This is a genomic window from Azospira sp. I09, from assembly GCF_009177135.1.
GTDB lineage: Bacteria > Pseudomonadota > Gammaproteobacteria > Burkholderiales > Rhodocyclaceae > Azospira > Azospira oryzae.
Window position 1 is genome coordinate 529548 of record NZ_AP021844.1, and the last position, 23679, is coordinate 553226.

The window sequence follows — 23679 nt, forward strand, 5'->3', positions numbered from 1 at the left end:
GGGAAATTGGGGGCGGTCGGGGCCTAGGCGGCGGCCAGGCGGCGGGCCAGCTGCTGCAGGGCTTCGGGCTTGCCGGCGAGGAAGGAGAAAAAGGAGGAAAAGAGGCCGCCCTTGATCTGGCGCGGGCTCGCCTGCCAGGTCAGGTCACCGTAGCTGGTGCCAGCCACCACTTCCAGCTGGCTGAGGCGCCCCTTGGCCAGGGCCGTCTTGAGGGGGGCGAACCAGCGGCTTTCCAGGTCCGCCAGGGCGTCGCGCCAGGCCTGGGCATCCTGGTCCTGGGCCGCCTGCAGCAGGTCGTCGAGGCACACCAGATGGCGTTCTGCAGCCGGCCCGGCCTGCAACAGGGCGTGGGCTGAGGCGGGCAGGGGATGGTGCTGCAGACCGGCGGCCCGGGCCAGTCCCCGGGGCAGGGGCTGGTTGCTCCAGATGGCGCCTGCCTGCGGGGCCGCTGCCGCTGCTGCCAGACTGCCGGCGCCCCACAGCCAGAGGCCGTTCACGGCAGGCAGGCCCCGCTCGCCCCGGGCTTCGTTCACCGGGTGGCTGTGCAGCAGCATCTGTATTTCGTTCATCAGGGCCAGCAGGCGGCGCGACGGCAGGTCCGCCGGGGTCGGCAGGTTGAGGCGGCGGCCGGCGGCGGCGGAAAGGGGCGGCAGGGCGTCCCCGGGCAGTTCGGCCGCCCAGGGCGTCTCCAGGCTCACATACCAGCGGCTGGCCGTCACCGGGTGGAAGCTGGCCTCGCCCGCATAGTGGGCGTTGAGGCTGGCGGCCAAGGTTTCGACTTCGGCGGCTTGCAGGTCCAGTTCCCGGCTGTCGGCGACGATGATCTCTTCCTGGTGCAGGCGCAGGTGGATGGGGTCGGCACAGAGCCAGATGCCGGTGTCCGGCGCCAGGGCGGCACCGTCCTCTCCCAGCAGGCGCAGGGCGCCCAGGGGTTGCGGCGTCGGGCCCAGCCAGCGGGCCGCCTGGGCCTCGGCGGCCAGGGCCGGGCGGCGTTGCAGTTCGCTCCGTTGCAGCAGGGTGGCCAGGGCCGGGCAATCCAGGGCCTGCCAGGCCAGGTCGTCTTCCGGTTCGGGCCACAGCAGTTCGGGAACGAGGAGGGTGAGGCGCATGGGCAAAGCCTGGCTGGAAAAGAAGAATATGGGGGAAAACAAGGAGAATGCGGCGGGGCCGATCGAGGCGACATTTGGTGCTGGTCCGGGAGCTGCGGCCAGCCTTTGAGCCGGGTCCGGGGCCGCCGGCACCTGCCCGCTGCGTATTGCCGCAAGTGGCCAAAAGCGGGCAAAAGTGTAGCATAGCGCCTTTGCTTTTCAGCCCGTTCCCGCGGGCCTCCCCTCGGCATGAAACTGCCCTACGAACTCCTGGTCGGCCTGCGTTATACCCGGGCCAAGCGCCGCAACCATTTCATCTCCTTCATTTCCCTCATTTCCATGGCCGGCATCGCCCTCGGCGTCGCGGCCCTGATCGTGGTGCTGTCGGTGATGAACGGCTTCCAGAAGGAGCTGCGTACCCGCATCCTGGGGGTGGCTTCCCACATCCAGGTCACCGCCATCAACGGCGAGCTGCACAACTGGCTGGAGGTGGGGCGGCAGACCCTGCAGCATCCGGAAGTGAAGGCGGCGGCGCCCTTCGTCCAGGCCCAGGCCATGCTCTCCCGGGACGAAACGGTGCGCGGCACCCTGGTGCGGGGCATCATCCCCGAGCTGGAGGACAAGGTGGCGGACTTTGGCCGCTTCATGAAGGCGGGCAAGCTGGAGAACCTGCAGCCCGGCAGTTTCGGCATCGTCCTCGGCAGCGACCTGGCCAATGCCATGGGCGTCACCCTGGAGGACAAGGTGACCCTGATCGCGCCCCAGGGCACCGTGACCCCGGCCGGGGTGGTGCCCCGGCTGCGCTCCTTCACCGTGGTCGGCATCTTCGAGGCCGGCATGTATGAATACGATTCGGGCCTGGCCCTCATCGACATGAGCGATGCCCAGCTGCTGTACCGCCTGGGCGACGGCGTCTCCGGCGTGCGCCTGAAGCTGGACGACCTGTTCCGCGCCCCCCGGGTGGCCCGGGAACTGGTGCCCCTGATCCAGGAGGATGCCTACATCTCCGACTGGACCCGCAGCCACGCCAACTTCTTCCGCGCCGTGCAAATCGAGAAAAACATGATGTTCATCATTCTTTCCCTGATTGTGGCCGTGGCAGCATTCAACATCGTTTCCACCCTGGTCATGGCGGTCACCGACAAGCAGGCGGACATCGCCATCCTGCGCACCCTGGGGGCCAGCCCGGGCAGCATCATGGCGGTCTTCGTGGTCCAGGGCGCCCTCATCGGCGTCATCGGCCTGGGCCTGGGGGTGGTCGGCGGCGTCGCCCTGGCCCTCAACATCGACGTGGTGGTGCCCTTCATCGAGCGGGTGCTGGGCACCCAGTTCCTGGCCAAGGACGTGTATTACATCTCCCAGCTGCCATCGGAACTGCAGTGGGGCGACGTCACCGGTATCACCGCCATCGCCTTCGTGCTGGCCCTGGCGGCAACCCTCTACCCGAGCTGGCGCGCTTCCCGCGTCAATCCGGCGGAGGCCCTGCGTTATGAATGAGGCAGCGATGGCAAGTGCGGCAGCAGTAGCGGAAAGTGCGATGGAGAATAGGGCCAGCGATACGGCCGTGCTGGCCTGCCAGGGCCTGTCCAAGGTCTATCGCCAGGGCGACCTGGAAGTGCCGGTGCTGACCCGCATCGACCTTTCCCTGCAGCCCGGTGAGCGCCTGGCGGTGGTGGGTTCCTCCGGCTCGGGCAAGAGCACCCTGCTGCACCTCCTGGGCGGGCTGGACCGGCCCACCGCCGGCACGGTGCGGCTCAAGGGCGCCGATCCCTTCAGCCTGTCCGAGGCGGCCCGGGGCGAGTGGCGCAACCGCTACCTGGGCTTCGTGTACCAGTTCCACCACCTGCTGGCGGAATTCACGGCCCTGGAGAACGTGGCCATGCCCCTGCTCATCCGCCGCCTGCCCCGGGCCGAGGCGGAAAGCCAGGCCGAGGCCATGCTGCAGAAAGTCGGGCTGGGCCATCGCCTGCACCACCTGCCGTCGGAACTGTCCGGCGGCGAGCGGCAGCGGGCGGCCATCGCCCGGGCCCTGGTGACCCGCCCGGCCTGCGTGCTGGCCGATGAACCGACGGGCAACCTGGACCGTCATACGGCGGAGCAGGTGTTCGACCTGATGCTGGAAGTGAGCCGGGAGCAGGGCACCGCCTTCGTCATCGTCACCCACGATCCGGCCCTGGCGGCCCGGGCCGACCGCACGGTGCACCTGGCCGACGGCATGTTCCTGGAGGAGCCCCGGTAAGCGACCTGTTTTGGCATTGCCCGTAGCAAATACTAAAAAAAGACCCGAGGGAGAAAGGCGGCGCAGACCGCAAGACGCTGTTCAACCTGGAGCCTAAAAAAATGATGCAAATCCTGTTTGCACCGGCCATTGCCTTGATGCATCGGCTGACCTATCCGAAGAAATTCGCCCTCATCGGCCTGGTGGCCCTGATCGCCATCGCCGTGCTCTTCGTCAATCTGTCGCGCCAGTTGCAGAGTCAGATCCACCTGGCCAACGACGAACTGGCGGCCCTGGAGGTGATCGTGCCTATGGACCGCCTGGTGCAGGCGGCCCAGCAACATCGCGGCCTCTCCTCCGGCGTCATCAATGGTGACGCCAGCCTGCTGCCCAAGAGGGAGGCCAAGACCGGCGAAGTGAAGACCGCCCTGCAGGGCCTGGGTCCGATCCTGCCGGCCTCAGTTGCCGCCTCCGAAGAGTGGAAGAAGATCAACGAGGAGTGGAACCTGATTGCCGCCGACGGCCTTTCCTGGACCGCCACGGAGAGCTTTGCGGCCCACACCCGGCTGATCGCCGCCATCCTGCAGCTGAAGGTGGACGTGGCCGACGAGAGCGGCCTCACCATCGACCCCAACATGGATTCCTACTATCTGCTGGAAACCGCCGTGGTCAAGCTGCCCTCCATGCTGGAGCGTCTCGGCCAGACCCGGGCCAAGGGCACCGGCATCCTGGCCAAGAAGAGCATCAACGACCACCAGCGGTCGATATCGGCATCCTCATGGCCCAGGTTTCCGACACCCTGGCTGCCCTCAATGTGAACCTGCAGAAGACGGCCCGCCACAACCCGGCCATCCGCGACACCCTGGGCACTTCCTCCAAGGATCTCAACGAGGCGGTGAGCGGACTGGTGAATATCGTGAACCAGGACATCATCGCCGGCATGTTCGTCACCGATTCCGGCGACTTCTTCAAGCAGTCCACCGCCGTCATCGACAAGGGCTACGCCCAGCTCTACGACACCCTGCTGCCCACCGCCAAGCAGCTCATCGGCGAGCGCAAGGCCAAGGCCGAACGGGGCCTGCTGCTCAACCTGGGCCTGTCCCTGGTGATGGTGCTGGTCTTCATCTACCTTTCCGCCGGCGCTTACCTGGCCATCGTTTCCTGCATCACCGGCTTTTCCGCCAGCGCCCACCGCATTGCCCAGGGCGACCTGACGGCCCGCATCCAGCTCCAGTCCAAGGATGAACTGCAGCAGGTGGCCGGCAGCTTCAACGAGGTGGCCGGCGCTTTCGCCAGCCTCACCACCAGCGTGCAGCAGAGCGTGAACCAGCTCTCCGCCTCGGCCCGCAGCATGGCCGACGCCAGCGAGCAGATCACCCTGTCCACCCAGCAGCAGAGCGAGGCTGCCTCCTCCATGGCCGCCGCCATCGAGCAGATGACCGTGGGCGTGGATCACATCAGCAAGAACGCCCAGGACGCCCACGCCCTTTCGTCCCAGTCCGGCGACCTGTCGGCCCGGGGTGCCCAGATCGTCGGCAACGTGGTGCAGGAGATCGAGCAGATCGCCAGCGCCGTGAACCAGTCCGCCGGCATCGTCGAGGACCTGGGCCAGCATTCGGAGAAGATTTCCACCATCGTCGGCGTCATCAAGGAGATCGCCGACCAGACCAACCTGCTGGCCCTCAACGCCGCCATCGAGGCGGCCCGGGCCGGCGAGGCTGGGCGGGGCTTCGCCGTGGTGGCCGACGAGGTGCGCAAGCTGGCCGAACGCACCGCCCATTCCACCCAGGAGATCACCGACATGGTGGCCGCCATCCAGGGCGGCACCCAGGAGGCCGTGGTCAGCATGAAGCACGGTGTCGAGCGGGTTTCCCAGGGCGTCGAACTGGCCCGGGAGGCCGGCGACGCCATGGGCCAGATCCAGGCCGGGGCCCAGCAGGTGGTGGACATGGTGAGCGACATTTCCTCCTCCCTGCGGGAACAGAGCGCCGCCAGCACCGAGATCGCCAAGAACGTGGAGCGTATCGCCCAGATGGCGGAGGAGAACAGCGCCGCAGTCAGCGAAAACGCCAACACCGCCGGCCAGCTGGAGCAACTGGCCGAGGCCCTGCAGACCGAGGCGGCCCGCTTCCAGGCCGGCTGAGCCCGCTCTGCCGGCCCGCCTTCTTCAACGGCCCTGCGGGGCCGTTGTCGTTGGTGCCGGGGCCTTGCCGTCGTTGCCGTTCTCTTCTTCGTCCGGCCCACCCTGGCCGCTCTCCTTCCAGGCGTAACGGTCGTACCAGTAGCGGGGCCGGCGCTGCCGTTCGGCCCAGAGTTCCGGCTTGCCGCTGGCCGTGGCTGCGCCCAGGACCAGGCCGATGGCTCCGTCCCGGTCCGTGCGCCAGGCCCGGGCGCCACTGGCAGCATAGCGTTGCACGACCTCCGGCCGGGGATGGCCGAAGCGGTTGCGGTAGCCCACCGGGTACAGCACATCCCGGGCGCCGACGGCGGCGACGAAGGGTGCCGTGGATGAACTGCGGCTGCCGTGGTGGGGCACCAGCAGCACCTGGCTGGCCAGCTCCGTCCGGTGACGGGCCAGCAGCCAGGCTTCGTCGGCGGCCTCGATGTCGGCAGTGAGCAGCAGCCGTTGCCCCGCCGCTTGCACCAGCAGGACGCAGCTCTGGTGGTTGCTCCTGCCCTGGGGCGCATCCACCCTGCCTGCCGGCGGATGCAGCATGGAGAAGCGCACCCCGTCCCATTCCCAGCCTTGCCCCTCGGCGCAGGCCCGCCGTTCCTGGGCCAGGGGCTGCAGGTCCCGGGCCTCGGGGGATGCCGGGGGCAGGGAATCGAGCAGCAGCGCCACCGGCAGGCTTTCCAGCACCGAGCGGGCGCCGCCCGAGTGGTCCCAGTCCCGGTGGGTCACCACCAGGGTGTCGAGGCGATCCACGCCGACGGACCGCAGCCAGGGCAGCACCAGCCGCTCCCCCGCATCCGATTCCGGGCTGTAGTAAGGCCCGGCATCGTAAAGAAGGGTGTGCTTTTGCGTGCGTACCGCCACTGCCAGCCCCTGGCCCACGTCGAGCAGGGTCACCCAGGCCTGGCCCGGCGGCGGCCGGGGCTGGGGCGTGGCCAGCAGGGGCAGCAGCATCAGCAGCCCCAGCCAGCGGCCGGGAAAGCCCCGGGGCAGGAGCACACAGACGCAGCCGAGGGCGGCCAGGAACAGGGCCGGCAGGGTGGGCGCCGGCGGCGTCCACAGGGCCCCGGGCAGGGCCGCCAGCCACTGCAGGCAGAGCATCAGTCCGTGCAGCAGGGCGTGGGCAGCGGCAGCCAGCCCGGGCAGGGGCAGCAGGGCCGCCGCCAGGGCCAGGGGCGTCACCGCCAGGCTGACCAGGGGAATGGCGAGGGCGTTGGCCAGGGGCGAGACCAGGGAGAACTGCTGGAAGAAGAGCAGCAGCAGGGGCAGGGTGCCCAGGGTGGCGACCCACTGGGTCAGGCTCCAGTGTTCCAGGTGCCGCCCCAGGCGGCGGCGCCAGGACTGGCGTGGCGGCTCCTCCGCCAGGGGGCGGGCGGCCAGCAGCAGGGCACCGACGGCGACGAAGGACAGCCAGAAGCCCGGCGCCAGGACGGCCCAGGGGTCCGGCAGCAGCACCGCCAGCAGGGCGAAGGCGAGGACGTTGCCGGGCGCCACCCGGCGGCCGCTGGCCAGGGCCAGGGCGGCGGCGCCGAGCATGGCCAGGGTGCGCAGGGCCGGCACCCCGGCACCGGCCAGCAGCGTGTAACCGGCCGCCGCCAGCCAGCCGGCCAGGAGCGCTGCCCGCTGGGCCGGCCAGCGCGCCATGAGGGCTGGCGAGCGGCGCCACAGGCCGCCGGCCAGGGCGGCGGCAAGGGCCGCCATCATGGTCACGTGGAGCCCGGAAATGCTCATCAGGTGGGTGGTGCCGGTGCCGGCGAAGACCTTCCACTGGTCGCCGGGAATGGCCTTCTGGTCCCCCACCGCCAGGGCGGTGAGGATGCCGGCGTAGGGATAGTCGGCCTCCGGCAGGCGGGCCTGGAAGTCCTCCCGCACCGCTTGGCGCAGCCGTTCGATGCGGCTGAAGAAGCCGTCGCTGCGGCCCAGCAGGCGGTTGTCCCCAGCTTCGCGCACATAGCCGGTGGCGCCGATGCCCCGTTCCAGGAGCCAGGCCTCGTAGTCGAAACCGGCGCCGTTGGCGTGGCCGTGGGGGCGCTTCAGGCGCACCGTCAGCTGCCATTTCTGGCCCGGCTCCAGGCGCGGTCGGGGCGTTTCCGGCCGGTCGTACCAGGAGAGCAGGAGGGTCGGCGGCAGGCTCACTCCGGCCCCGGGCGCCACGGCGAACTCGAAGCGCTGGCCCCGGCCAAAGTCCTGGGGCAGGGCGGCGATGCGGCCCTGCAGCTGCAGATCCTGCCCTTCCAGGGCCGGCGCCAGCCGTTCGGCAAGGCGGATCTCGGCCCGCCAGCCGGCCCACAGGAAACCCAGGGCCGCGGCCAGCAGGATTGTTCCCAGGCGGGGCAGGGCGCCCGGCCGCCGCCCCAGTGCCAGCAGCCCGAGGACCGCCGCCGCCCCCAGGGGCAGCCAGGGCCAGGGCGGCAGGGCCGGCTGCTGTTGCAGCAGGAGGATGCCCAGGGCGAAGGAGTAGAGGGGCCAGTTCATGGCGATAGCATAGCTACTTTCGCCCCCGGGCTGGCTCTGGGCCGCCCGGGGGCCGGCGCAGTAGAATGAATCCATGGTGCGCAAACATCTGAAGCGTTTTCTGCCCGACCACCAGGCCCTGATCGGCAACCGCTGGCTGGCGCCCTTTGCCGACACCCTGCTGCATCCCCGCCTGTGGCACCTGAACCGCCATTCCGCCGCTGGCGGGGTGGCCGTGGGCCTCTTCTGCGGCCTCATTCCCGGCCCCTTCCAGATGCTGGGGGCGGCCATCCTGGCCACCCTGTTCCGGGTCAATCTGCCCCTGGCCTTGGTGACCACCCTGTACACCAATCCCCTGACCATCGTGCCGCTCTACTTCGTCGCCTACCATCTGGGCCGGCTGGTGCTGCTGCAGGAGGGAGGCGCCTTCGTGGCGCCGCCGGAGCCGGGGGATGCCGGCATGCTGGCCTGGGTCGGCGCCCTGGGCGACTGGCTGCTGGCCCTGGGCGAACCCCTGGCCCTGGGCCTGGTGTGCCTGGGCCTGCTGCTGGCCCTGGCGGGATATGGTATTGTCCGTACGGCATGGCGCGTATACCTGCTCTACGCATGGCGCCGCCGCCGCTCTCGCCAACCACCGCCGCCCCCGAATCCATCCCCATGAGTGCCAGCACCAGCAATCAGCCGCTCCAGGTCCAGCGTTACCTCTATGGAGCCCTGATCATGCTGGTGGCCGTGCATGTCATCGGCACCTTCGGTTACCACCTGCTGACCGGGGGGCGCTACACCTGGTTCGACTGCTTCTACATGACCTTCATCACCGTGGCCACCATCGGCTACGGCGAAATCATCGAGATGACCCAGAATCCGGCGGCCCGGATGTTCACGGTGTTCATCGGCATTCTCGGGGCAGGCACCCTGTCCTTTCTCTTCTCCACGGTCACGGTGACCCTGGTGGAATCGGATCTCAACGGCACGCTGCGGAGACGGCGCATGGAAAAGATGATCAAGAAGCTCACCGGCCATTACATCGTCTGCGGTTTCGGGCGGGTGGGCCGCAACGTGGCGCGGGAGCTGGAAGCCACCAACCGCCACTTCGTCGCCATCGACGAAAACCTGGAAGGTCTGGAGGCCCAGCGGGAAAAGAGCCCGGGCCTGCTCTACCTCCACGGCGACGCCTCCGACGACGACGTGCTGCTGGGCGCCGGGCTGGAATCGGCCCGGGGCGTCTTCGCCGTCACCGGCGACGATTCGCGCAACCTGATGATCACCATCACGGTGAAGCAGCTCAATCCGGCCATCCGGGTGGTGGCCCGCTGCCAGGAGTCGCGCAACGTGGAGAAGATGAAGAAGGCCGGCGCCGACGCCATCTTCTCCCCGGACCTGACCGGCGGCATGCGCCTGGCCTCCCTCATGGTGCGGCCCCACGTGGTGTCCTTCCTCGACGAAATGCTGAAGTCGGAAAAGCGCCTGCGGGTGGAAGAGGTGGCGGTGCCCGGCCATTTCCCGCCGACGCCCCTGGGCAACCTGAAGCTGCGCAGCAATGAGTACGTGCTGCTGGCGGTGCGGGAAAAGCTGGACTGGGTCTTCAACCCGCCCAAGGACTACGAGCTGAAGCCCGGCTACGTCATCGTCGCCATGGCCTCGGCCCTGGGGCGCCAGGAGCTGGAAGCCTCCCTGCTGGAAATGATCGGCTAGGCGGCGGGGCGCTCCCCCGCGGGAGTGCTAGACTTTGGGCCATACCCTCTGCCAGGAGACGAGGCCCATGAATATCTGCAACAGTCTGCGCCGCCTGTTTTCCCCCGCGCCGGCCATGGTCGAGAAGCGGGTGCTCTGCGCCGCCCTGGACGGTTCCGGCCTGCACCGCATGGCCTATACCCAGTGGGGCGATCCCGCCAATCCCCGGGTTCTGGTGTGCGTGCACGGCCTCACCCGCAATGGCCGCGACTTCGATTTCCTCGCCCGCCAGCTGAGCCGGCACTACCGGGTGGTGTGTCCGGACGTGGTTGGCCGGGGCCGTAGCGACTGGCTGAAAAAGGCGTCCGGCTACGGTTTTCCCCAGTACGTGGCGGACATGGTGAGCCTCATCGCCCGCCTCGACGTGGCCGAAGTGCACTGGCTCGGCACCTCCATGGGCGGCCTCATCGGCATGTGCATCGCCGCCATGGAGCGCAGTCCCATCACCCGCCTCATCCTCAACGACGTGGGGCCGGTGATCACCAACGAATCCCTGCGCCGCATCGGCGAATACGTGGGCAAGGCGCCCCGCTTCCCCAGCCTGGAGGCGGCGGAGCAGTTCATCCGCCAGGTCTCGGCGCCCTTCGGCTCGCTGACGGACGCCCAATGGCGCCACTTCACCGAGACCAGCGTGCGCCAGGCCGACGACGGCCAGTGGGAGATGCGTTACGACCCGGCCATCGCCGAGGCCTTCCAGCTCGGCTTCGTCATGCACCAGGACGTCATCCTGTGGCCCTACTACGACGCCATCCGCTGTCCGACCCTGGTCATCCGCGGCGCCGAGTCGGACCTGCTGCCCCGGGAGGCCCTGGCCGAGATGGCCCGGCGCGGCCCCCAGGCGTGGACCCGGGAAATCCCTGGCGTCGGCCACGCCCCCATGTTCCAGGACCAGGCCCAGGTGGCGGTGGTCCGGGAATTTCTGCTGGGAGCCTGACGTGGCCAAAGTGAATGTGCTCGGGCGCGAACTGGAATACGAGCTGATCAGCGCCCACCAGATCTATCGCCCAACCCTGGTGTTCCTGCACGAGGGCCTGGGCTGCGTCGGCTTCTGGCGCGATTTTCCGCACAAGGTGGCCCAGGCTACGGGCTGCCGCACCCTGGTCTTTTCCCGCCAGGGCTATGGCGACTCGGACCCGGCGCCGACACCGCGCACGGCCCGTTACCTGCACGACGAGGCCCTGGAGATGCTGCCCGCCACCCTGGCCGCCCTGGACATCGAACGGCCCGTGCTGGTGGGCCATTCCGACGGCGGTTCCATCGCCCTGATCCACGCCGGCACCTATCCCGAGGCCGTCTCCGGCCTGGCGGTGCTGGCGCCCCACGCCTGGGTGGAGGAGGAGGCCTTGGCCGGCATCCGCCAGGCCGGCGAGGCCTGGCGCCAGACCGACTGGCCCTCCCGCCTGGGCCGCTATCACCGGGATGCTTTCCGGGTCTTCCACGACTGGCACGATACCTGGCTCTCGCCCCAGTTCCGCGACTGGAACATCGAGTCCTACCTGTCGGGCATCCGGGTGCCGGTGCTCGCCATCCAGGGCAAGGACGACGAGTACGCCACCCTGCGCCAGATCGAGGTCATTGCCGAACAGGTGCCGACGGAAGTGGAACTGCTGGAACTGGCGGACTGCCGCCACTCGCCCCACCGGGACCAGCCGGAGGCGGTGCTGGAGGCCCTGATGCGCTACCTGGAGCGGCTGGAACCGGCGGCCTGAGCCCGGGCCAGGGGGTCCTGGCGGTAGAAGAGGGCCAGCTGGGCGTAGAGGGTCGGATACTCGGCGGCCACCACCTGGGGCTGCTCGAAAAAGCTCTCCGAAACCACGGCGAAAAATTCCCCCGGATGCTCGGCGCCGTAGGGGTCGATGGGCAACTGCTCGAGGGCCTCGTCGCCCCTGGCTTCAGCCCGTTCCACCCGGGCCAGGAAATCGTCGTAGGCCCCGTCCAGGGCGGCCACCCAGGCCTCCCTGTCCATGCCCGAATGCAGGGGCGGCAGGCCGTCAGGGGCGCCGTTGATCATGTCCAGCTTGTGGGCGAATTCGTGGATCACCACGTTGTAGCCGTCCCCCGCCATCTGGCTGTCCTGCCAGGAGAGGATCAGGGGGCCGCCGTCCCAGGCCTGGCCCGCCGCCACCTCGTCGTATTCGTGCACCACCCCGTCCGGGTCCATCTCCTGGCGCGGTACCACGAACTCGTCCGGATAGACGATGATCTCGACCCAGTCGTCGTACCACTCCAGGCCCAGGTTGAGGATGGGCAGGCAGCCCTGGGCGGCGATGTGCACGCCCATGGCGTCGTCCACCTCCAGGCCGGCGGCGCCGGAAAACTGCTTGGCCGCCAGGAAGGCTTCGCTGAGGCTTTGCAGGCGCGCCAGGTCCGCCGCCGGAAGCCATTGCAGGAAGGGCAGGCGGGCCACGGTCTGCTGCCACAGGGTAGTTGGAATGGGGCGGGGCCGGCGGCGTCCCAGCAGTCGGTCGAGCCAGCCCATCAGGCGCCCTTGAGACGGGGCAGGCGGGCCATGGTCAGGTAGATGCCGCTGAAGATGAGGCCGATGCCGACGAAGTGGTAGAGGTGGGGCAGTTCGCCCAGGAAGAGGGCGGAGAGCAGGGTGCCGAAGACCGGCATGAGGTGGATGAAGAGGCTGGCCTTGTTGGCCCCCACCTCGGCCACACCCCGATTGTAGAAGATGTAGCCGACGAAGCTGGGCAGGACGCCGACGTAGGCGATGCCGGCCAGGGAGCCCCAGTGCAGGTTGATGTGCCGGGCCGGGCCGCCGAAGGCTCCCAGCTCATGGGCGTAGATGGGGGCCAGGGTCAACACCCCCACCAGGGTCAGGGCGCCCAGCATTAGCATGGGATGGACCCCGGCCGGGCGCCATTGCAGACCCACGGTGTAGATGGCCCAGGTCAGCACCGCCCCCAGCATCCACACGTCCCCCAGGTTGAGGGAAAGGCCCAGCAGCACCGCCAGGTCGCCCCGGGCGATGATGGTGGTGGCGCCGAGGAAGGAAATGGCCACGCCCACCGCTTCGATGGGTTTGAGGCGCTTGCCCAGGAACAGCCAGGAGAGGGCGATGGTGACGATGGGAATGAAGGAGTTGAGCAGCACCGCATTGGTGGCGGCGGTGTACTGCAGGGCCACGTAGGCGAAGGTGTTGTAGCAGCCGACGCCGAGGATGCCCAGCAGCAGCACCGGCTTCCAGCCCTTTTTCAGCAGGGGCCACTGTTCCTTCAGGTGGGGCAGGGCCAGGGGCGCGATCAGGGCCAGGGCGATGACCCAGCGCCAGAAGGCCAGGGCGATGGGCGGCACGTCGGCGCGGATGCCGCGACCCAGGACCATGTTGCCGGACCAGAAGAGGGCGGTCAGGGTCAGCAGCAGGTAGGGATGCCGGTAAAGGGGCGTGTTGGGGTTCATGTCTCTCTGTCCGGCCGCTACCTGGGGGCGCGGCCTTTGTCGTTGGCTGGAGCGTGGATTATGCCCCAACGGCGGGCCAGTGCCCGGGGCCGCGGCGGACCTGCCTTGGCGGCACTGCCGGCCCCGGGAGGCGGCCCGGCGCGGGTCCCGGCGTATTTGCCGCCAGGGGCGTATAATCCGCGCCATGGTTTCCGTCGTCCATTCCGTCGCCGCCCAGAGCGACTTCGAACAGTCCCTCCTGACCCTCACCGATGGCCTCTCCGAAAACGAGACGGCCTTTATCCGGGAGGCGGCCCTCTTCGCCCGTGACGCCTATGGCGACAACACCCTGGGCAGCGGCGAGGGCATTCTCTCCCACGCCCTGGGGATGGCCCTCATCATTGCCGGCCTGAAGCTGGACGCGGACTCCCGCGCTGCGGCCCTGCTCTTCGCCGTGGCCACCTACGACGAGAAGGGCCTGGAAACCCTCAACGAACGCTTCGGCGGCGGCGTCGCCCACCTGGTGGGAGGCATCTCCCGCCTCAACCGGCTGCGCCCCATCTCCCGCGGCTTCGTCGCCGACACCACCCAGAATCCCCAGGAAATGAAGGCCCAGGTGGAAGTCCTGCGCAAGATGTTCCTGGCCATGGTGGAAGACATCCGGGTGGTGCTGCTGCGCCTCGCCTCCCGCACCCAGACCCTGCGCTACTACGCCGCCGAGCCGGACGACCTGCGGGTGCACGTGGCCCGGGAAACCCTGGAATTGTATTCGCCCCTGGCCAACCGCCTGGGGGTGTGGGAACTGAAGTGGGAGCTGGAGGACCTCTCCTTCCGCTTCATCCACCCGGACACCTACAAGAAAATCGCCAAGATGCTCGACGAGAAGCGTCTGGAGCGGGAGCAGTTCATCATCGACGCGGTGGACCGGGTCAAGTCCGAACTGGCGGCGGTGGGCATCCACAAGGCGGAAATCTACGGCCGGCCCAAGCACATCTATTCCATCTGGAACAAGATGCGCAAGAAGGGAGTGGATTTCTCCGAGGTGTACGACATCCGGGCCCTGCGCGTCATCGTGGACGAGGTCAAGGACTGCTACACGGTGCTGGGCATCGTGCACAACATCTGGACGCCGATCCCCAAGGAATTCGACGACTACATCTCCAATCCCAAGGGCAACAACTACCGCTCCCTGCACACCGCCGTGCGCTGCCCCGACGGGCGCAGCCTGGAAGTGCAGATCCGCACCTGGGAAATGCACCGCCACGCCGAGCTGGGCGTGGCCGCCCACTGGCGCTACAAGGAAGGCACCAAGCACAGCTCCGAGGACAACTACGACGACAAGATCGCCTGGCTGCGCCAGCTGCTGACCTGGAAGGACGAAGTCTCCGACTCCTCCGACTGGGTGAACCACTACAAGCAGGCCGCCCTGGACGAGACCATCTACGTCATGACGCCCCAGGGCAAGGTGGTGGACCTGCCCCAAGGCGCCACCCCGGTGGACTTCGCCTACCGCCTGCACACCGACCTGGGCCACCGCTGCCGCGGCGCCAAGGTGGACGGGGCCCTGGTGCCCCTGGATACGGCCCTGAAGACCGGCCAGCGGGTGGAGATCGTCGCCGCCAAGCAGGGCGGCCCCTCCCGGGACTGGCTCAATCCCTCCCTCGGCTACATCGCCACCAAGACGGCCCGCACCAAGGCCCGGGCCTGGTTCTCCAACCTGGCCCTGGAAGAATCCCTGGCCGAAGGCCGGGGCATCGTGGCCAAGGAAATCCAGCGGGTCGGCGGCGGCGGCACCAACCTGGAAGAACTGGCGGGCAAGCTGGGCTACGCCAAGGCGGACGATCTCTACATCGCCGCCGCCCGCAACGAACTCAATCTGCGCCTGTTCCAGGCCGCCGTGCGCGGCACCGAGCCGCCGGTGGACGAGCGGGGTGCCGAGCCCATGCCGGTGCGCCGGCCCAAGCCGGCCGAAGGGGAGGGTGCCGGCGACCGGGGCATTCTCATCGTCGGCGTGGACAAGCTTTTGACCCAGCTCGCCCGCTGCTGCAAGCCGGCGCCGCCGGACCCCATCCAGGGCTTTGTCACCCGGGGCAAGGGCGTCTCCATCCACCGGGCCGACTGCCCGGACTTCGCCAACCTCCAGGCCCTGCACCCGGAGCGGGTGATCGAGACCGAGTGGGGCGGCCATCCCCACGGCATCTTCCCGGTGGACATCACGGTGGACGCCCACGACCGCCAGGGCCTGTTGCGGGACATCTCCGACGTCTTCGCCCGGGAGAAGATCAACGTCATCGGCGTGCAGACCCTCTCCAAGCAGGGCCAGGCCCACATGGGCTTCACCGTGGAAATCCTCAACCTGCCCCAGCTGACCCGCACCCTGAAGCTGATCCACGAGGTGCAGGGCGTGGTGGGGGCGCGGCGCGGCTGACGTCCGCCAATCCCCCGGCCGCTCGTCCCGGCGGCAAGAAAAAACGCCCTCCTCGGAGGGCGTTTTCGTTGGTGCCGCCGACTGCCTGCTCAGGCGCCGGCGCGGATGAAGTCGGTGAACTTGGCCAGCTGGCCGGCGATATGGTCCCGGGTGCTGGCGTCGTTGAGCTTGCCGCTGGCGGCGTCCACCTTGTTCTGCACGCCGCCCACCATCACCTCGGGCACGTTGAAGACCCGCGGGTTGAGATAGATCAGCACCTGGCGCAGGTGGTACTGGGCCCGGGCGCCGCCGAAGGGGCCCATGGAGGCGGACTGCAGCAGCACGGGCTTGCCGGCGAAGGGCTGGTTGGGCACCCGGGAGAGCCAGTCGATGGCGTTCTTCAGCATCCCGGGCACGGAGTAGTTGTATTCGGGGGTGACGATGATGAGGCCGTCGGCGGCCCGGATGGCTTCGGCCAGGGCGGTTACGGCCGGGGGAATGCCCTTGGCCTCCACGTCGCCGTCGTAGAGGGGAATGTCATGCAGGGCGGGCAGGGTGCTGATGCCGACGCCAGCCGGGGCCAGTTCCGGCAGGGTGTTGGCGACCATGCGGTTATAGGAAGCCTGGCGCAGGCTGCCGACCAGGGTGACGAGGCGCAGCGGGGTGGCGGTGCTCATTTGCTCTTCTCCTTGAATTCGGTGCAACGGTGGATGGGACGTTTGCTGAGGGTGAGGCAAGGAAAGTCACAGCTTCGTTCCCCCGGCGCGGAAGTGCAAGGCCGGGTGGGCCGATCATGCGGCGCGGCATCGCCACAAGGGATGGCCTGGAAGGTAGAAGGGACGCCGCTTCCAGCCGGTCGTGACTGGAGAGTGGCGTCCCTTCTGCCTCCTGGCAGGGGTGATTGCAGCGGCTCAGACCCCGCTGGAGAGTCCGTGCAGCAGTTCGCTCTGGGCGCAGCGGGGCTTGGCCCGGGCGTTCTTCTTGCGCGTGTAGGTGCCGCTGGAACCGTCCATCTCCCAGGCCTGCTGGTTGTCCACCAGATAGGGGCGCAGGCCTTCGCTGATGACCCGCTTTTTCAGCTTCGGGTCCAGCACCGGGAAGCACAGCTCGATGCGGCGGAAGAAGTTGCGCTCCATCCAGTCGGCGGAGGAGAGATAGACATTCTCGGCGCCGCCGGCGTGGAAGTAGAAGATGCGGTGGTGCTCCAGGAAGCGGCCGATGATGGAGCGCACCCGGATGTTCTCCGACAGCCCCGGCACCCCGGGGCGCAGGGCGCAGACGCCGCGCACCACGAGGTCGATCTTGACCCCGGCCTGGGAGGCTTCGTAGAGGGCCATGATGGTTTCCGGCTCCAGCAGGGAGTTCATCTTGGCGATGATGGCGGCGGGCAGGCCGGCCTTGGCGTTCTCCGTCTCCTGGCGGATGGCGGCGATGATGTTGGAGTGCAGGGTGAAGGGCGCCTGCCACAGGTGGTGCAGGGCCTGGGCCCGGCCCAGGCCGGTGAGCTGCTTGAAGACCTCGTTCACGTCGGCGCCCATTTCCTCGTCGGCGGTGAGCAGGCCGAAGTCGGTGTACAGGCGGGCGGTGCGCGGATGGTAGTTGCCGGTGCCCAGGTGCACGTAGCGGCGCAGGCGGCTCTGGCCGGACTTATCCTCCTCCCGGCGCACGATCATGATCATCTTGGCGTGGGTCTTGTGGCCGACCACGCCGTACACCACGTGGGCCCCCACCTCTTCCAGCTTGGTGGCCCAGTTGATGTTGGCCTCCTCGTCGAAGCGGGCCATCAGTTCCACCACGGCAGTCACTTCCTTGCCGTTCTCGGCGGCCCGGATGAGGGATTCCATCAGCACCGAGTCGGTGCCGGTGCGGTACACCGTCATCTTGATGGCCACCACCGCCGGGTCCGTGGCCGCCTGGTTGAGCAGGTCGATCACCGGGGTGAAGCTCTGGTAGGGGTGGTGCAGCAGGATGTCGTTCTTGCGGATGCTGGCGAAGATGCTGGTGCGCTTTTCCAGGGTCTTGGGCATGCCCGGGGGGAAGGGGGCGAACTTCAGGTCGGGCCGGTCCACCTGGTCGGGAATCTGCATCAGGCGCACCAGGTTCACCGGGCCGTTGACCCGGTACAGGTCGCTTTCCGAGAGGTTGAACTGGCCGAGGAGGAATTCGCTCATGGTGGGCGAGCAGTTGTCCGCCACCTCCAGGCGCACCGCGTCGCCGAAGTGGCGTTGCGGCAGTTCGCCCTGGATCTTGGTGCGCAGGTTCTTCACCTCCTCCTCATCGACGAAGAGGTCGGAATTGCGGGTGACGCGGAACTGGTAGCAGCCGAGCACGTTCATGCCGGCGAACAGCTCGCCGACGAAGGCATGGAGGATGGAGGAGAGGAAGACGAAGCTGTATTCGCCCTCGCTCAGTTCCTGGGGCAGGCGGATGACCCGGGGCAGCACCCGGGGCGCCTGGACGATGGCGGCACCGGAGTTGCGGCCGAAGGCGTCGCGCCCCTCCAGTTCCACGGCGAAGTTGAGGCTCTTGTTGAGCACCCGGGGGAAGGGGTGGGAAGGGTCCAGGCCGATGGGGGTCAGCACCGGCATCACTTCGCGGAAGAAGTAGTCCCGCACCCATTCGCGCTGGGCGTCGGTCCAGCGGGTGCGGCGCAGGAACTGGATACCCTCCTTTTCCAGGGCCGGCAGCACGTCGGCGTTGAGCAGCTCGTACTGCTCGTGCATCAGGCGGTGGGCTTCGGCGGATACCTGGCGGTACACCTCCTGGGGCGTCTTGCCGTCGGTGGTGCGGGTATTGGAGCCGAGCTTGAGCTGCTCCTTGAGGCCGGCGACCCGGATCTCGAAGAACTCGTCCAGGTTGGAGGAGACGATGCACAGGTAGCGCAGGCGCTCCAGCAGCGGCATGGAGACGTCCTGGGCCTGGGCGAAGACGCGGCGGTTGAAGGCCAGCAGGCCCAGTTCCCGGTTGATGAAATTTTCCGGGGGGAAGCGGCGGTAGATGTGGGATCGGTTCAGGTTCATGGCGGCGGTGGCGCGGGGCAGGGGAGTGGCGTGATTGCCGGATTACGGACAAACGCCATTTTGTTACGTTAATGTTAAGGGAATATGACCGCAAACGACCAGTATGCGCCCTTTCCCACGGTTGGTGCCGTGCGGGGCGCTCCGGGTCGCTGTCACGAGACGCCCACATTGCGGGTGCTAGAATGACGGCTCTCCGACAGAACAAGAGCCACTGAAAAGGCTGCCCGCTGCATGCGCTATGAATTGATTGCCGCCGTCGATCTGGGCTCCAACAGCTTCCGCCTGCAGGTCGGGCGGGTGGTGGACGACCAGATCTATCCCCTGGATTCCCTCAAGGAGCCGGTCCGGCTCGCTTCCGGCCTGTCCCCCGACAAATACCTCAACGAAGCCGCCCAGGAACGGGCCATCGCCGCCCTGCGCCTGTTCGGCGAGCGCCTGCGGGGTTTCGCCCCCGACGCCGTGCGGGTGGTGGCCACCAACACCCTGCGGGTGGCGAAGAACGCTCCCGAACTGCTGCCCCGGTTGGAGGAGGCCCTGGGCTTCCCCATCGAAATCATCGCCGGCCGCGAAGAGGCGCGCCTGATCTACATCGGTGCCGCCCATTCCCTGCCGCCGGCGGAGCACAAACGCCTGGTCTTTGACATCGGCGGCGGCTCCACCGAATTCATCATCGGCCGCGGCGCCGAGCCCCTGCTGCTGGAATCCCTGTACATGGGCTGCGTCAGCTACACGGTGCGCTTCTTCCCCGACGGCAAGGTGGACAAGAAGCGCCTGCGGGAAGCCGAGGTGGCGGCGGGTAAGGAAATCCAGACCATCGCCCACGACTACCAGCGCCTGGGCTGGAACGAGGCCGTCGGCTCCTCCGGCACGGCCCGGGCCATCGCCGACGTGCTGGAGCTGAACAACCTCAATCCGGGCGGCGTTGCCGGCATCACCCGGGAGGGCCTGCAGAAGCTGCGCGCCATCCTGCTCAAGGCCGGCTCCGCCGAGGCCATGCCCCTGGAAGGCCTGCGCAACGACCGCACGCCGGTGCTTTCCGGCGGCATCGCCATCATGGGTGCCATCTTCGAGACCCTGCAGCTGGAGCACATGACCTACGGCGACGGCGCCCTGCGCCTGGGGGTGCTCTACGACCTGCTGGGCCGTTTCCACCACCACGACATGCGCGATGCCACCGTGGCCAGCTTCATGCGCCGCTACCAGGTGGATCTGTGGCAGGCCCAGCGGGTGGAGCAGACCGCCGGGGAAATCTTCAGCCACCTGGATGCGGGCGGCTGCGGCGGCGACAGCACGGACCGGGACAATGCGGAGCATTTCCTGCGCTGGGCCGCCAAGCTGCACGAGATCGGCATTTCCATCGCCCACAACGGCTACCACAAGCACGGCGCCTACATCCTCACCTTCGCCGACATGCCCGGTTTCTCCAAGAAGGACCAGGCCCGCCTGGCCATGCTGGTGCTGGGCCACCGGGGCAAGCTGGACAAGGTGGCGGTGCTGCCCAAGGGCGACGTGAACTGGCTGCTGATCCTCTCCCTGCGCTTGGCCGTGCTTTTCCACCGCTCCCGCAGCGACCAGGGGCGGCCGCCCTACAGCATCGCCATGGGCGACAAGGGCGCCACCCTGGAACTGCCGGCGGACTGGCTGGCCGCCAATCCCCTGACGGCGGCAGCCTTCGCCGAAGAAATTCAGGCCTGGCAGCGGGCCGGCCTGGAATTCCGCCTGAAGCGCCTCAACGCCGCCAAGGGTGGCGGCAGGCAGGCGGCCTGAAGCCATGAACGCGGGCGGCCTGGAAACGGTACAGGGCGACGCGGGCCCCATCGCCCGCATCAGCGGGGACTGGACCCTGGCCTCCCTGCCCCGTTCCCTGGCCGAGCTCGAAGATCGCCTGGCCGCCCTGGCCGCCGCCGGTGCCGGCTGGGACCTGACCACCCTGGGGCGTCTCGACAGCCTGGGGGCGCTCCTCCTGTGGCGCGCCTGGGGCCGCCAGTGGCCGCCCGGCGTGGCCCTGGCAGCCGATCACCGGCGCGCCCTGGAACGGGTGGCGGCCCTGCCGCCGGCGGCTGCGGCCCTGCCACCGGCCCGCCCCTTCGAAGCAGTGGAAGCCCTCGGCGTCTTCGTCCTCAAGTTCAGCCACAACCTGCTCGGCCTGGTGGCCCTGCTGGGCCAGCTGGTGCTGGACCTGGCCTACCTGCTGCGCCATCCCCGGGAACTGCCCTGGGTCGAGTACTCGGCCACCCTCTACAAGAGCGGCGCCAAGGCCCTGCCGGTGACGGCCCTGGTGGGCTTTCTCATCGGCGTGGTGATGAGCTACCTGTCGGCCCTGCAACTGAAAATGTTCGGCGCCGACATCTTCATCGTGAACATCCTGGGCATCAGCATCATCCGGGAACTGGGGCCGGTGCTGGTGGCGGTGCTGGTGGCCGGCCGTTCCGGCTCGGCCATGACGGCCCAGATCGGCGTCATGCGGGTCACCGAGGAAATCGACGCCCTGGCCACCATGGGCATTTCCCGCACCCAGCGCCTGGTGCTGCCGAAAATCGCCGCCCTCACCACCGCCTTGCCCCTGCTGGTGCTGTGGACCTCCGCCGCCGGCATCCTGGGCGGCATGGTCTCGGCCAACCTGCAGCTGGGGTTGTCCTACGGCTTCTTCCTCGACCAGCTGCCCAAGGCCGTGCCCCTGGCCAACCTGTGGATCGGCCTGGCCAAGGGCTGGGTCTTCGGCCTGCTCATTTCCCTGGTGGCCTGCCACTTCGGCCTCCACGTCAAACCCAACACCGAGAGCCTCTCGGCCCGCACCACCGCCGCCGTGGTCACCGCCATCACCATCGTCATCCTGGTGGATGCCCTGTTCGCCATCGCCACCCGCGAGATCGGGCTGCCCAAATGAGCCGGCCGGTCATCGAAGTCCATGGCCTGTGGAGCCGCTACGGCGACACGGTGATCCATCGGGAGCTGGACCTGGTGGTGGAACAGGGCCAGATGGTGGGCCTGGTGGGCGGCTCCGGCAGCGGCAAGACCACCCTGCTGCGGGAGGTGGTGGGGCTGCTGCGGCCGTGGAAGGGGCGGGTCCATCTCTTTGACTGCCCCCTCTATTCGGGGGACCCGGGCGTGGACCGGGCCCTGCGCCAGCGCTTCGGCATGCTGTTCCAGCAGGGCGCCCTGTATTCGGCCCTCTCCGTCTTCGACAACGTGGCCTTCCCGTTGCGGGAATTCGGCCTGGAGGACGAGAGCCTGATCCGGGACCTGGTGCACCTGAAGCTGGCCATGGTGGAACTGGACCCGCGCCACGGCCTGCTCAAACCGGCGGAACTCTCCGGCGGCATGGTCAAGCGGGTGGCCCTGGCCCGGGCCCTGGCCCTGGAGCCGGAACTGCTGATCCTGGACGAGCCCACCGCCGGCCTGGACCCGGACCGCAGCGAAGGCTTCGTGCGCCTGATCCGGGAACTGCAGGCCGAGCTGGGCTTCACCGTGATCATGGTGACCCACGACCTGGCCACCCTGACCGGCCTGTCCACCCATATCGCCGTACTGGCCGACCAGCGCATCGTCGCCTTCGGCACGCCGGAGGAGGTGCGCCGGGTGGAGCATCCCTTCATTTCGAGTTTTTTCGGCGGCGCCGCCGCGGCCCCAGGCCCGGCCGCCCCCGCGCCCCTCTAGGCGTCAGCAGGAGTCGTTTATGGAAAACCGCGCCCATGCCCTCGTTGCCGGACTGTTCACCCTGCTCCTGGCAGCGGCCGTCCTGTTCTCCGTGTGGTGGTTCGGCGGCAAGCACGACGTCACCCGGGACTACCTGGTGGTGACCCAGGGCAACGTCACCGGCCTCAACCTGCAGGCCCAGGTGCGCTACCGGGGCATCCGCGTCGGCCGGGTGGAGGATATCCGCCTGGACAAGAACCAGCCCGACGACATCCTCATCCGCATCAGCATCCTCGACGAGGTGCCGGTGACCCGCAGCACCGTGGCCCTGCTCAACTATCAGGGCGTCACCGGCCTGGCCCAGGTGCAGCTGGAGGAGCGGGGCGACGACGACCGTCCCCTGGCGGCCGGCGACGGCCTGCCGCGCATTCCCATGCAGCCTTCCCTGATCCAGGAGCTTTCCGACGCCGGCGCCGAGACCCTGCGCCAGGCGCGGGAACTGCTGACTTCCGCCAACCAGCTGGTGGGGGAGGAGAACCAGCGCCGGGTCGGCAACACCCTGGCCAACCTGGAAAGCATCTCCGCCGGCTTGAAACCCGCCGCCCAGGAGCTGGGGCCGACCCTGGTGCAGCTGCGCAAGGCCCTGGCCGACGACAACCTGAAACACCTCAGCAGCGCCCTCGAAGGCAGCGCCGGTACCGCCAGGGAAGCCAAGGAACTGGTGGCCGGCCTGCGCCGCCTGTCGGAGCGGCTGGAACAGTCCGGCGGCGGCGAATCCGGCGCCGGGCTGCTGTCGCCGCGCTGGGGCGACCTGGCCGGCGACATCGCCGCCAGCACGCGCCAGCTCAACCGGGTCCTGAACCAGGTGGAACGGGACCCCCAAAGCCTCATCTTCGGCGCCCCGGCCCCCGTGCCCGGCCCCGGGGAGCCCGGCTTCCTGCCCCATCCCGGGAGAAATCCATGACCTTCGCCACCACCGGGCGCCTCGCCGCCTGTTCCCTGCTGCTGACCCTGGCCGCCTGCGCCGGCGGCCGCGGCGCCCCGCCGGCCGCCACCTACGATTTCGGGCCGCGCCTGGCCGAGGCCAGCGCCGCGGCCAGGCCCGTCAGCCTGGAGCTGCGCCTGGCCCCCTGGCTCGATACGCCGGCAGTGAATTACCGTCTGGCCTACGACGACGCCAGCCGCCTCATGGCCTACAGCCAGAGCCGCTGGGCGGCGCCGGCGGGGCAGTTGCTCAACCTGCGCCTGCGCCAGCAGCTGGGCGGCGGCAACGGCGGTTGCGCCCTGCGCCTGGAGGTGGATGAATTCACCCAGGTCTTCGACAGCCCGACCCAGAGCCGCGGCGTGTTGCAGGGCCGCATGACATTGTTCGACAAACAGCGCAAACTCATATTCGAGCGTCCGTTCAGCGTGGAGAAGCCCGCTCCTAGCCCCGATGCGCGGGGTGGGGTGGTTGCGCTGAGCCTGGCTGCCGATGCCTTCGGCCAGGAAATCGGACGTCGGCTGGCCGACCTGGAGCGGGAGGCCAGACTGGCTCCCTGCCGTTAGCAGTCCGGGGGCAGGGA

General features: G+C 68.6%; 20 protein-coding genes. 14 read left to right on the forward strand and 6 right to left on the reverse strand.

Features of this window, described 5'->3' with window-relative positions; genetic code table 11:
• Positions 1–23: 23 nt before the first annotated feature.
• Positions 24–1109: a hypothetical protein gene (locus tag AZSP09_RS02445; protein WP_152089069.1), complete on the reverse strand. Its 1086-nt coding sequence runs from the start codon at positions 1107–1109 to the stop codon at positions 24–26.
• A 234-nt stretch (positions 1110–1343) separates the two neighbouring features.
• Here AZSP09_RS02445 and AZSP09_RS02450 point away from each other — a divergent pair, with 234 nt between their 5' ends.
• The 4 genes from AZSP09_RS02450 (at position 1344) to AZSP09_RS02465 (ending at position 5449) form a co-directional block, all read left to right on the forward strand.
• Entirely contained in the window at positions 1344–2585 is a 1242-nt protein-coding gene (locus tag AZSP09_RS02450) for a lipoprotein-releasing ABC transporter permease subunit (protein ID WP_197739076.1), read from the forward strand.
• 40 nt (positions 2586–2625) lie between these two features.
• Positions 2626–3327, forward strand: a complete 702-nt coding sequence (gene lolD / locus AZSP09_RS02455) for a lipoprotein-releasing ABC transporter ATP-binding protein LolD (protein ID WP_232058838.1) — start codon at positions 2626–2628, stop codon at positions 3325–3327.
• Between the two features lie 101 nt (positions 3328–3428).
• A complete protein-coding gene (locus tag AZSP09_RS02460) occupies positions 3429–4124 on the forward strand; it encodes a nitrate- and nitrite sensing domain-containing protein (protein WP_152089072.1) in 696 nt (231 codons plus the stop codon).
• Positions 4085–5449 carry a methyl-accepting chemotaxis protein gene (locus AZSP09_RS02465; RefSeq protein ID WP_152089073.1) on the forward strand — a complete coding sequence of 455 codons (1365 nt, stop codon included), beginning with the start codon at positions 4085–4087 and terminating at the stop codon, positions 5447–5449. The genes AZSP09_RS02460 and AZSP09_RS02465 overlap by 40 nt, the downstream gene beginning before the upstream one ends.
• 24 nt (positions 5450–5473) lie before the next feature.
• Here AZSP09_RS02465 and AZSP09_RS02470 read toward each other — a convergent pair whose 3' ends face one another.
• The gene (locus AZSP09_RS02470) at positions 5474–8029 is read right to left on the reverse strand and encodes a DNA internalization-related competence protein ComEC/Rec2 (RefSeq protein ID WP_232058839.1); all 2556 of its coding nucleotides are present in this window, start codon (positions 8027–8029) and stop codon (positions 5474–5476) included.
• Position 8030: 1 nt separating this feature from the next.
• On the opposite strand from AZSP09_RS02470, the gene AZSP09_RS02475 reads away from it, so the two are divergent.
• The 4 genes from AZSP09_RS02475 to AZSP09_RS02490 all read left to right on the forward strand — a co-directional run bounded on the left by AZSP09_RS02475 (position 8031) and on the right by AZSP09_RS02490 (position 11376).
• On the forward strand, positions 8031–8594 hold the full coding sequence (locus tag AZSP09_RS02475) for a DUF2062 domain-containing protein (protein ID WP_152090818.1): 564 nt from the start codon (positions 8031–8033) through the stop codon (positions 8592–8594).
• Positions 8591–9628 carry a potassium channel family protein gene (locus AZSP09_RS02480; protein ID WP_152089074.1) on the forward strand — a complete coding sequence of 346 codons (1038 nt, stop codon included), beginning with the start codon at positions 8591–8593 and terminating at the stop codon, positions 9626–9628. Before AZSP09_RS02475 ends, AZSP09_RS02480 begins: the two co-directional genes overlap by 4 nt.
• A gap of 67 nt (positions 9629–9695) precedes the next feature.
• Positions 9696–10601, forward strand: a complete 906-nt coding sequence (locus AZSP09_RS02485; RefSeq protein WP_152089075.1) for an alpha/beta fold hydrolase — start codon at positions 9696–9698, stop codon at positions 10599–10601.
• Between the two features lies 1 nt (position 10602).
• On the forward strand, positions 10603–11376 hold the full coding sequence (locus AZSP09_RS02490) for an alpha/beta fold hydrolase (protein ID WP_152089076.1): 774 nt from the start codon (positions 10603–10605) through the stop codon (positions 11374–11376).
• Here AZSP09_RS02490 and AZSP09_RS02495 read toward each other — a convergent pair.
• Positions 11346–12146, reverse strand: coding sequence for a zinc-dependent peptidase (locus AZSP09_RS02495; protein WP_152089077.1), 801 nt, complete (start codon positions 12144–12146; stop codon positions 11346–11348). The genes AZSP09_RS02490 and AZSP09_RS02495 overlap by 31 nt on opposite strands.
• Positions 12146–13072, reverse strand: coding sequence for a DMT family transporter (locus tag AZSP09_RS02500; RefSeq protein WP_152089078.1), 927 nt, complete (start codon positions 13070–13072; stop codon positions 12146–12148). The genes AZSP09_RS02495 and AZSP09_RS02500 overlap by 1 nt, the downstream gene beginning before the upstream one ends.
• 184 nt (positions 13073–13256) lie before the next feature.
• Between AZSP09_RS02500 and AZSP09_RS02505 the strand changes: the two genes are divergently transcribed.
• Positions 13257–15479: a RelA/SpoT family protein gene (locus AZSP09_RS02505; protein ID WP_130458625.1), complete on the forward strand. Its 2223-nt coding sequence runs from the start codon at positions 13257–13259 to the stop codon at positions 15477–15479.
• Positions 15480–15568: 89 nt separating this feature from the next.
• On the opposite strand, the gene AZSP09_RS02510 is transcribed toward AZSP09_RS02505, so the two are convergent.
• A complete protein-coding gene (locus tag AZSP09_RS02510) occupies positions 15569–16135 on the reverse strand; it encodes an NADPH-dependent FMN reductase (protein WP_152089079.1) in 567 nt (188 codons plus the stop codon).
• A 234-nt stretch (positions 16136–16369) separates the two neighbouring features.
• Positions 16370–18478: a polyphosphate kinase 1 gene (gene ppk1, locus AZSP09_RS02515; RefSeq protein ID WP_152089080.1), complete on the reverse strand. Its 2109-nt coding sequence runs from the start codon at positions 18476–18478 to the stop codon at positions 16370–16372.
• A 231-nt stretch (positions 18479–18709) separates the two neighbouring features.
• Here ppk1 and ppx point away from each other — a divergent pair, with 231 nt between their 5' ends.
• The 5 genes from ppx to AZSP09_RS02540 are packed head-to-tail and all read left to right on the forward strand — an operon-like array spanning position 18710 to position 23662.
• Positions 18710–20245 (forward strand): exopolyphosphatase, encoded by a 1536-nt coding sequence (gene ppx, locus AZSP09_RS02520; RefSeq protein ID WP_152089081.1) that lies wholly within the window; start codon positions 18710–18712, stop codon positions 20243–20245.
• 4 nt (positions 20246–20249) lie between these two features.
• Positions 20250–21365: an MlaE family ABC transporter permease gene (locus AZSP09_RS02525; protein WP_014237832.1), complete on the forward strand. Its 1116-nt coding sequence runs from the start codon at positions 20250–20252 to the stop codon at positions 21363–21365.
• The gene (locus AZSP09_RS02530) at positions 21362–22135 is read left to right on the forward strand and encodes an ABC transporter ATP-binding protein (RefSeq protein WP_014237831.1); all 774 of its coding nucleotides are present in this window, start codon (positions 21362–21364) and stop codon (positions 22133–22135) included. The genes AZSP09_RS02525 and AZSP09_RS02530 overlap by 4 nt, the downstream gene beginning before the upstream one ends.
• 19 nt (positions 22136–22154) lie before the next feature.
• The gene (locus tag AZSP09_RS02535; RefSeq protein WP_014237830.1) at positions 22155–23078 is read left to right on the forward strand and encodes an MlaD family protein; all 924 of its coding nucleotides are present in this window, start codon (positions 22155–22157) and stop codon (positions 23076–23078) included.
• Complete coding sequence (locus AZSP09_RS02540; protein ID WP_152089082.1) at positions 23075–23662, forward strand: ABC-type transport auxiliary lipoprotein family protein; 588 nt, start codon at positions 23075–23077, stop codon at positions 23660–23662. The genes AZSP09_RS02535 and AZSP09_RS02540 overlap by 4 nt, the downstream gene beginning before the upstream one ends.
• Positions 23663–23679: the final 17 nt, after the last annotated feature.

Excerpts from the sequence above, each read along its gene's own strand:
- AZSP09_RS02445 (WP_152089069.1), bottom strand. The coding sequence starts at position 1,109 with ATGCGCCTCACCCTCCTCGTTCCCGAACTGCTGTGGCCCGAACCGGAA.
- lolD (WP_232058838.1), top strand. The coding sequence starts at position 2,626 with ATGGAGAATAGGGCCAGCGATACGGCCGTGCTGGCCTGCCAGGGCCTG.
- AZSP09_RS02460 (WP_152089072.1), top strand. The coding sequence starts at position 3,429 with ATGATGCAAATCCTGTTTGCACCGGCCATTGCCTTGATGCATCGGCTG.
- AZSP09_RS02465 (WP_152089073.1), top strand. The coding sequence starts at position 4,085 with ATGGCCCAGGTTTCCGACACCCTGGCTGCCCTCAATGTGAACCTGCAG.
- AZSP09_RS02470 (WP_232058839.1), bottom strand. The coding sequence starts at position 8,029 with ATGGATTCATTCTACTGCGCCGGCCCCCGGGCGGCCCAGAGCCAGCCC.
- AZSP09_RS02480 (WP_152089074.1), top strand. The coding sequence starts at position 8,591 with ATGAGTGCCAGCACCAGCAATCAGCCGCTCCAGGTCCAGCGTTACCTC.
- AZSP09_RS02485 (WP_152089075.1), top strand. The coding sequence starts at position 9,696 with ATGAATATCTGCAACAGTCTGCGCCGCCTGTTTTCCCCCGCGCCGGCC.
- AZSP09_RS02495 (WP_152089077.1), bottom strand. The coding sequence starts at position 12,146 with ATGGGCTGGCTCGACCGACTGCTGGGACGCCGCCGGCCCCGCCCCATT.
- AZSP09_RS02500 (WP_152089078.1), bottom strand. The coding sequence starts at position 13,072 with ATGAACCCCAACACGCCCCTTTACCGGCATCCCTACCTGCTGCTGACC.
- AZSP09_RS02505 (WP_130458625.1), top strand. The coding sequence starts at position 13,257 with ATGGTTTCCGTCGTCCATTCCGTCGCCGCCCAGAGCGACTTCGAACAG.
- AZSP09_RS02510 (WP_152089079.1), bottom strand. The coding sequence starts at position 16,135 with ATGAGCACCGCCACCCCGCTGCGCCTCGTCACCCTGGTCGGCAGCCTG.
- ppk1 (WP_152089080.1), bottom strand. The coding sequence starts at position 18,478 with ATGAACCTGAACCGATCCCACATCTACCGCCGCTTCCCCCCGGAAAAT.
- ppx (WP_152089081.1), top strand. The coding sequence starts at position 18,710 with ATGCGCTATGAATTGATTGCCGCCGTCGATCTGGGCTCCAACAGCTTC.
- AZSP09_RS02525 (WP_014237832.1), top strand. The coding sequence starts at position 20,250 with ATGAACGCGGGCGGCCTGGAAACGGTACAGGGCGACGCGGGCCCCATC.
- AZSP09_RS02530 (WP_014237831.1), top strand. The coding sequence starts at position 21,362 with ATGAGCCGGCCGGTCATCGAAGTCCATGGCCTGTGGAGCCGCTACGGC.
- AZSP09_RS02535 (WP_014237830.1), top strand. The coding sequence starts at position 22,155 with ATGGAAAACCGCGCCCATGCCCTCGTTGCCGGACTGTTCACCCTGCTC.
- AZSP09_RS02540 (WP_152089082.1), top strand. The coding sequence starts at position 23,075 with ATGACCTTCGCCACCACCGGGCGCCTCGCCGCCTGTTCCCTGCTGCTG.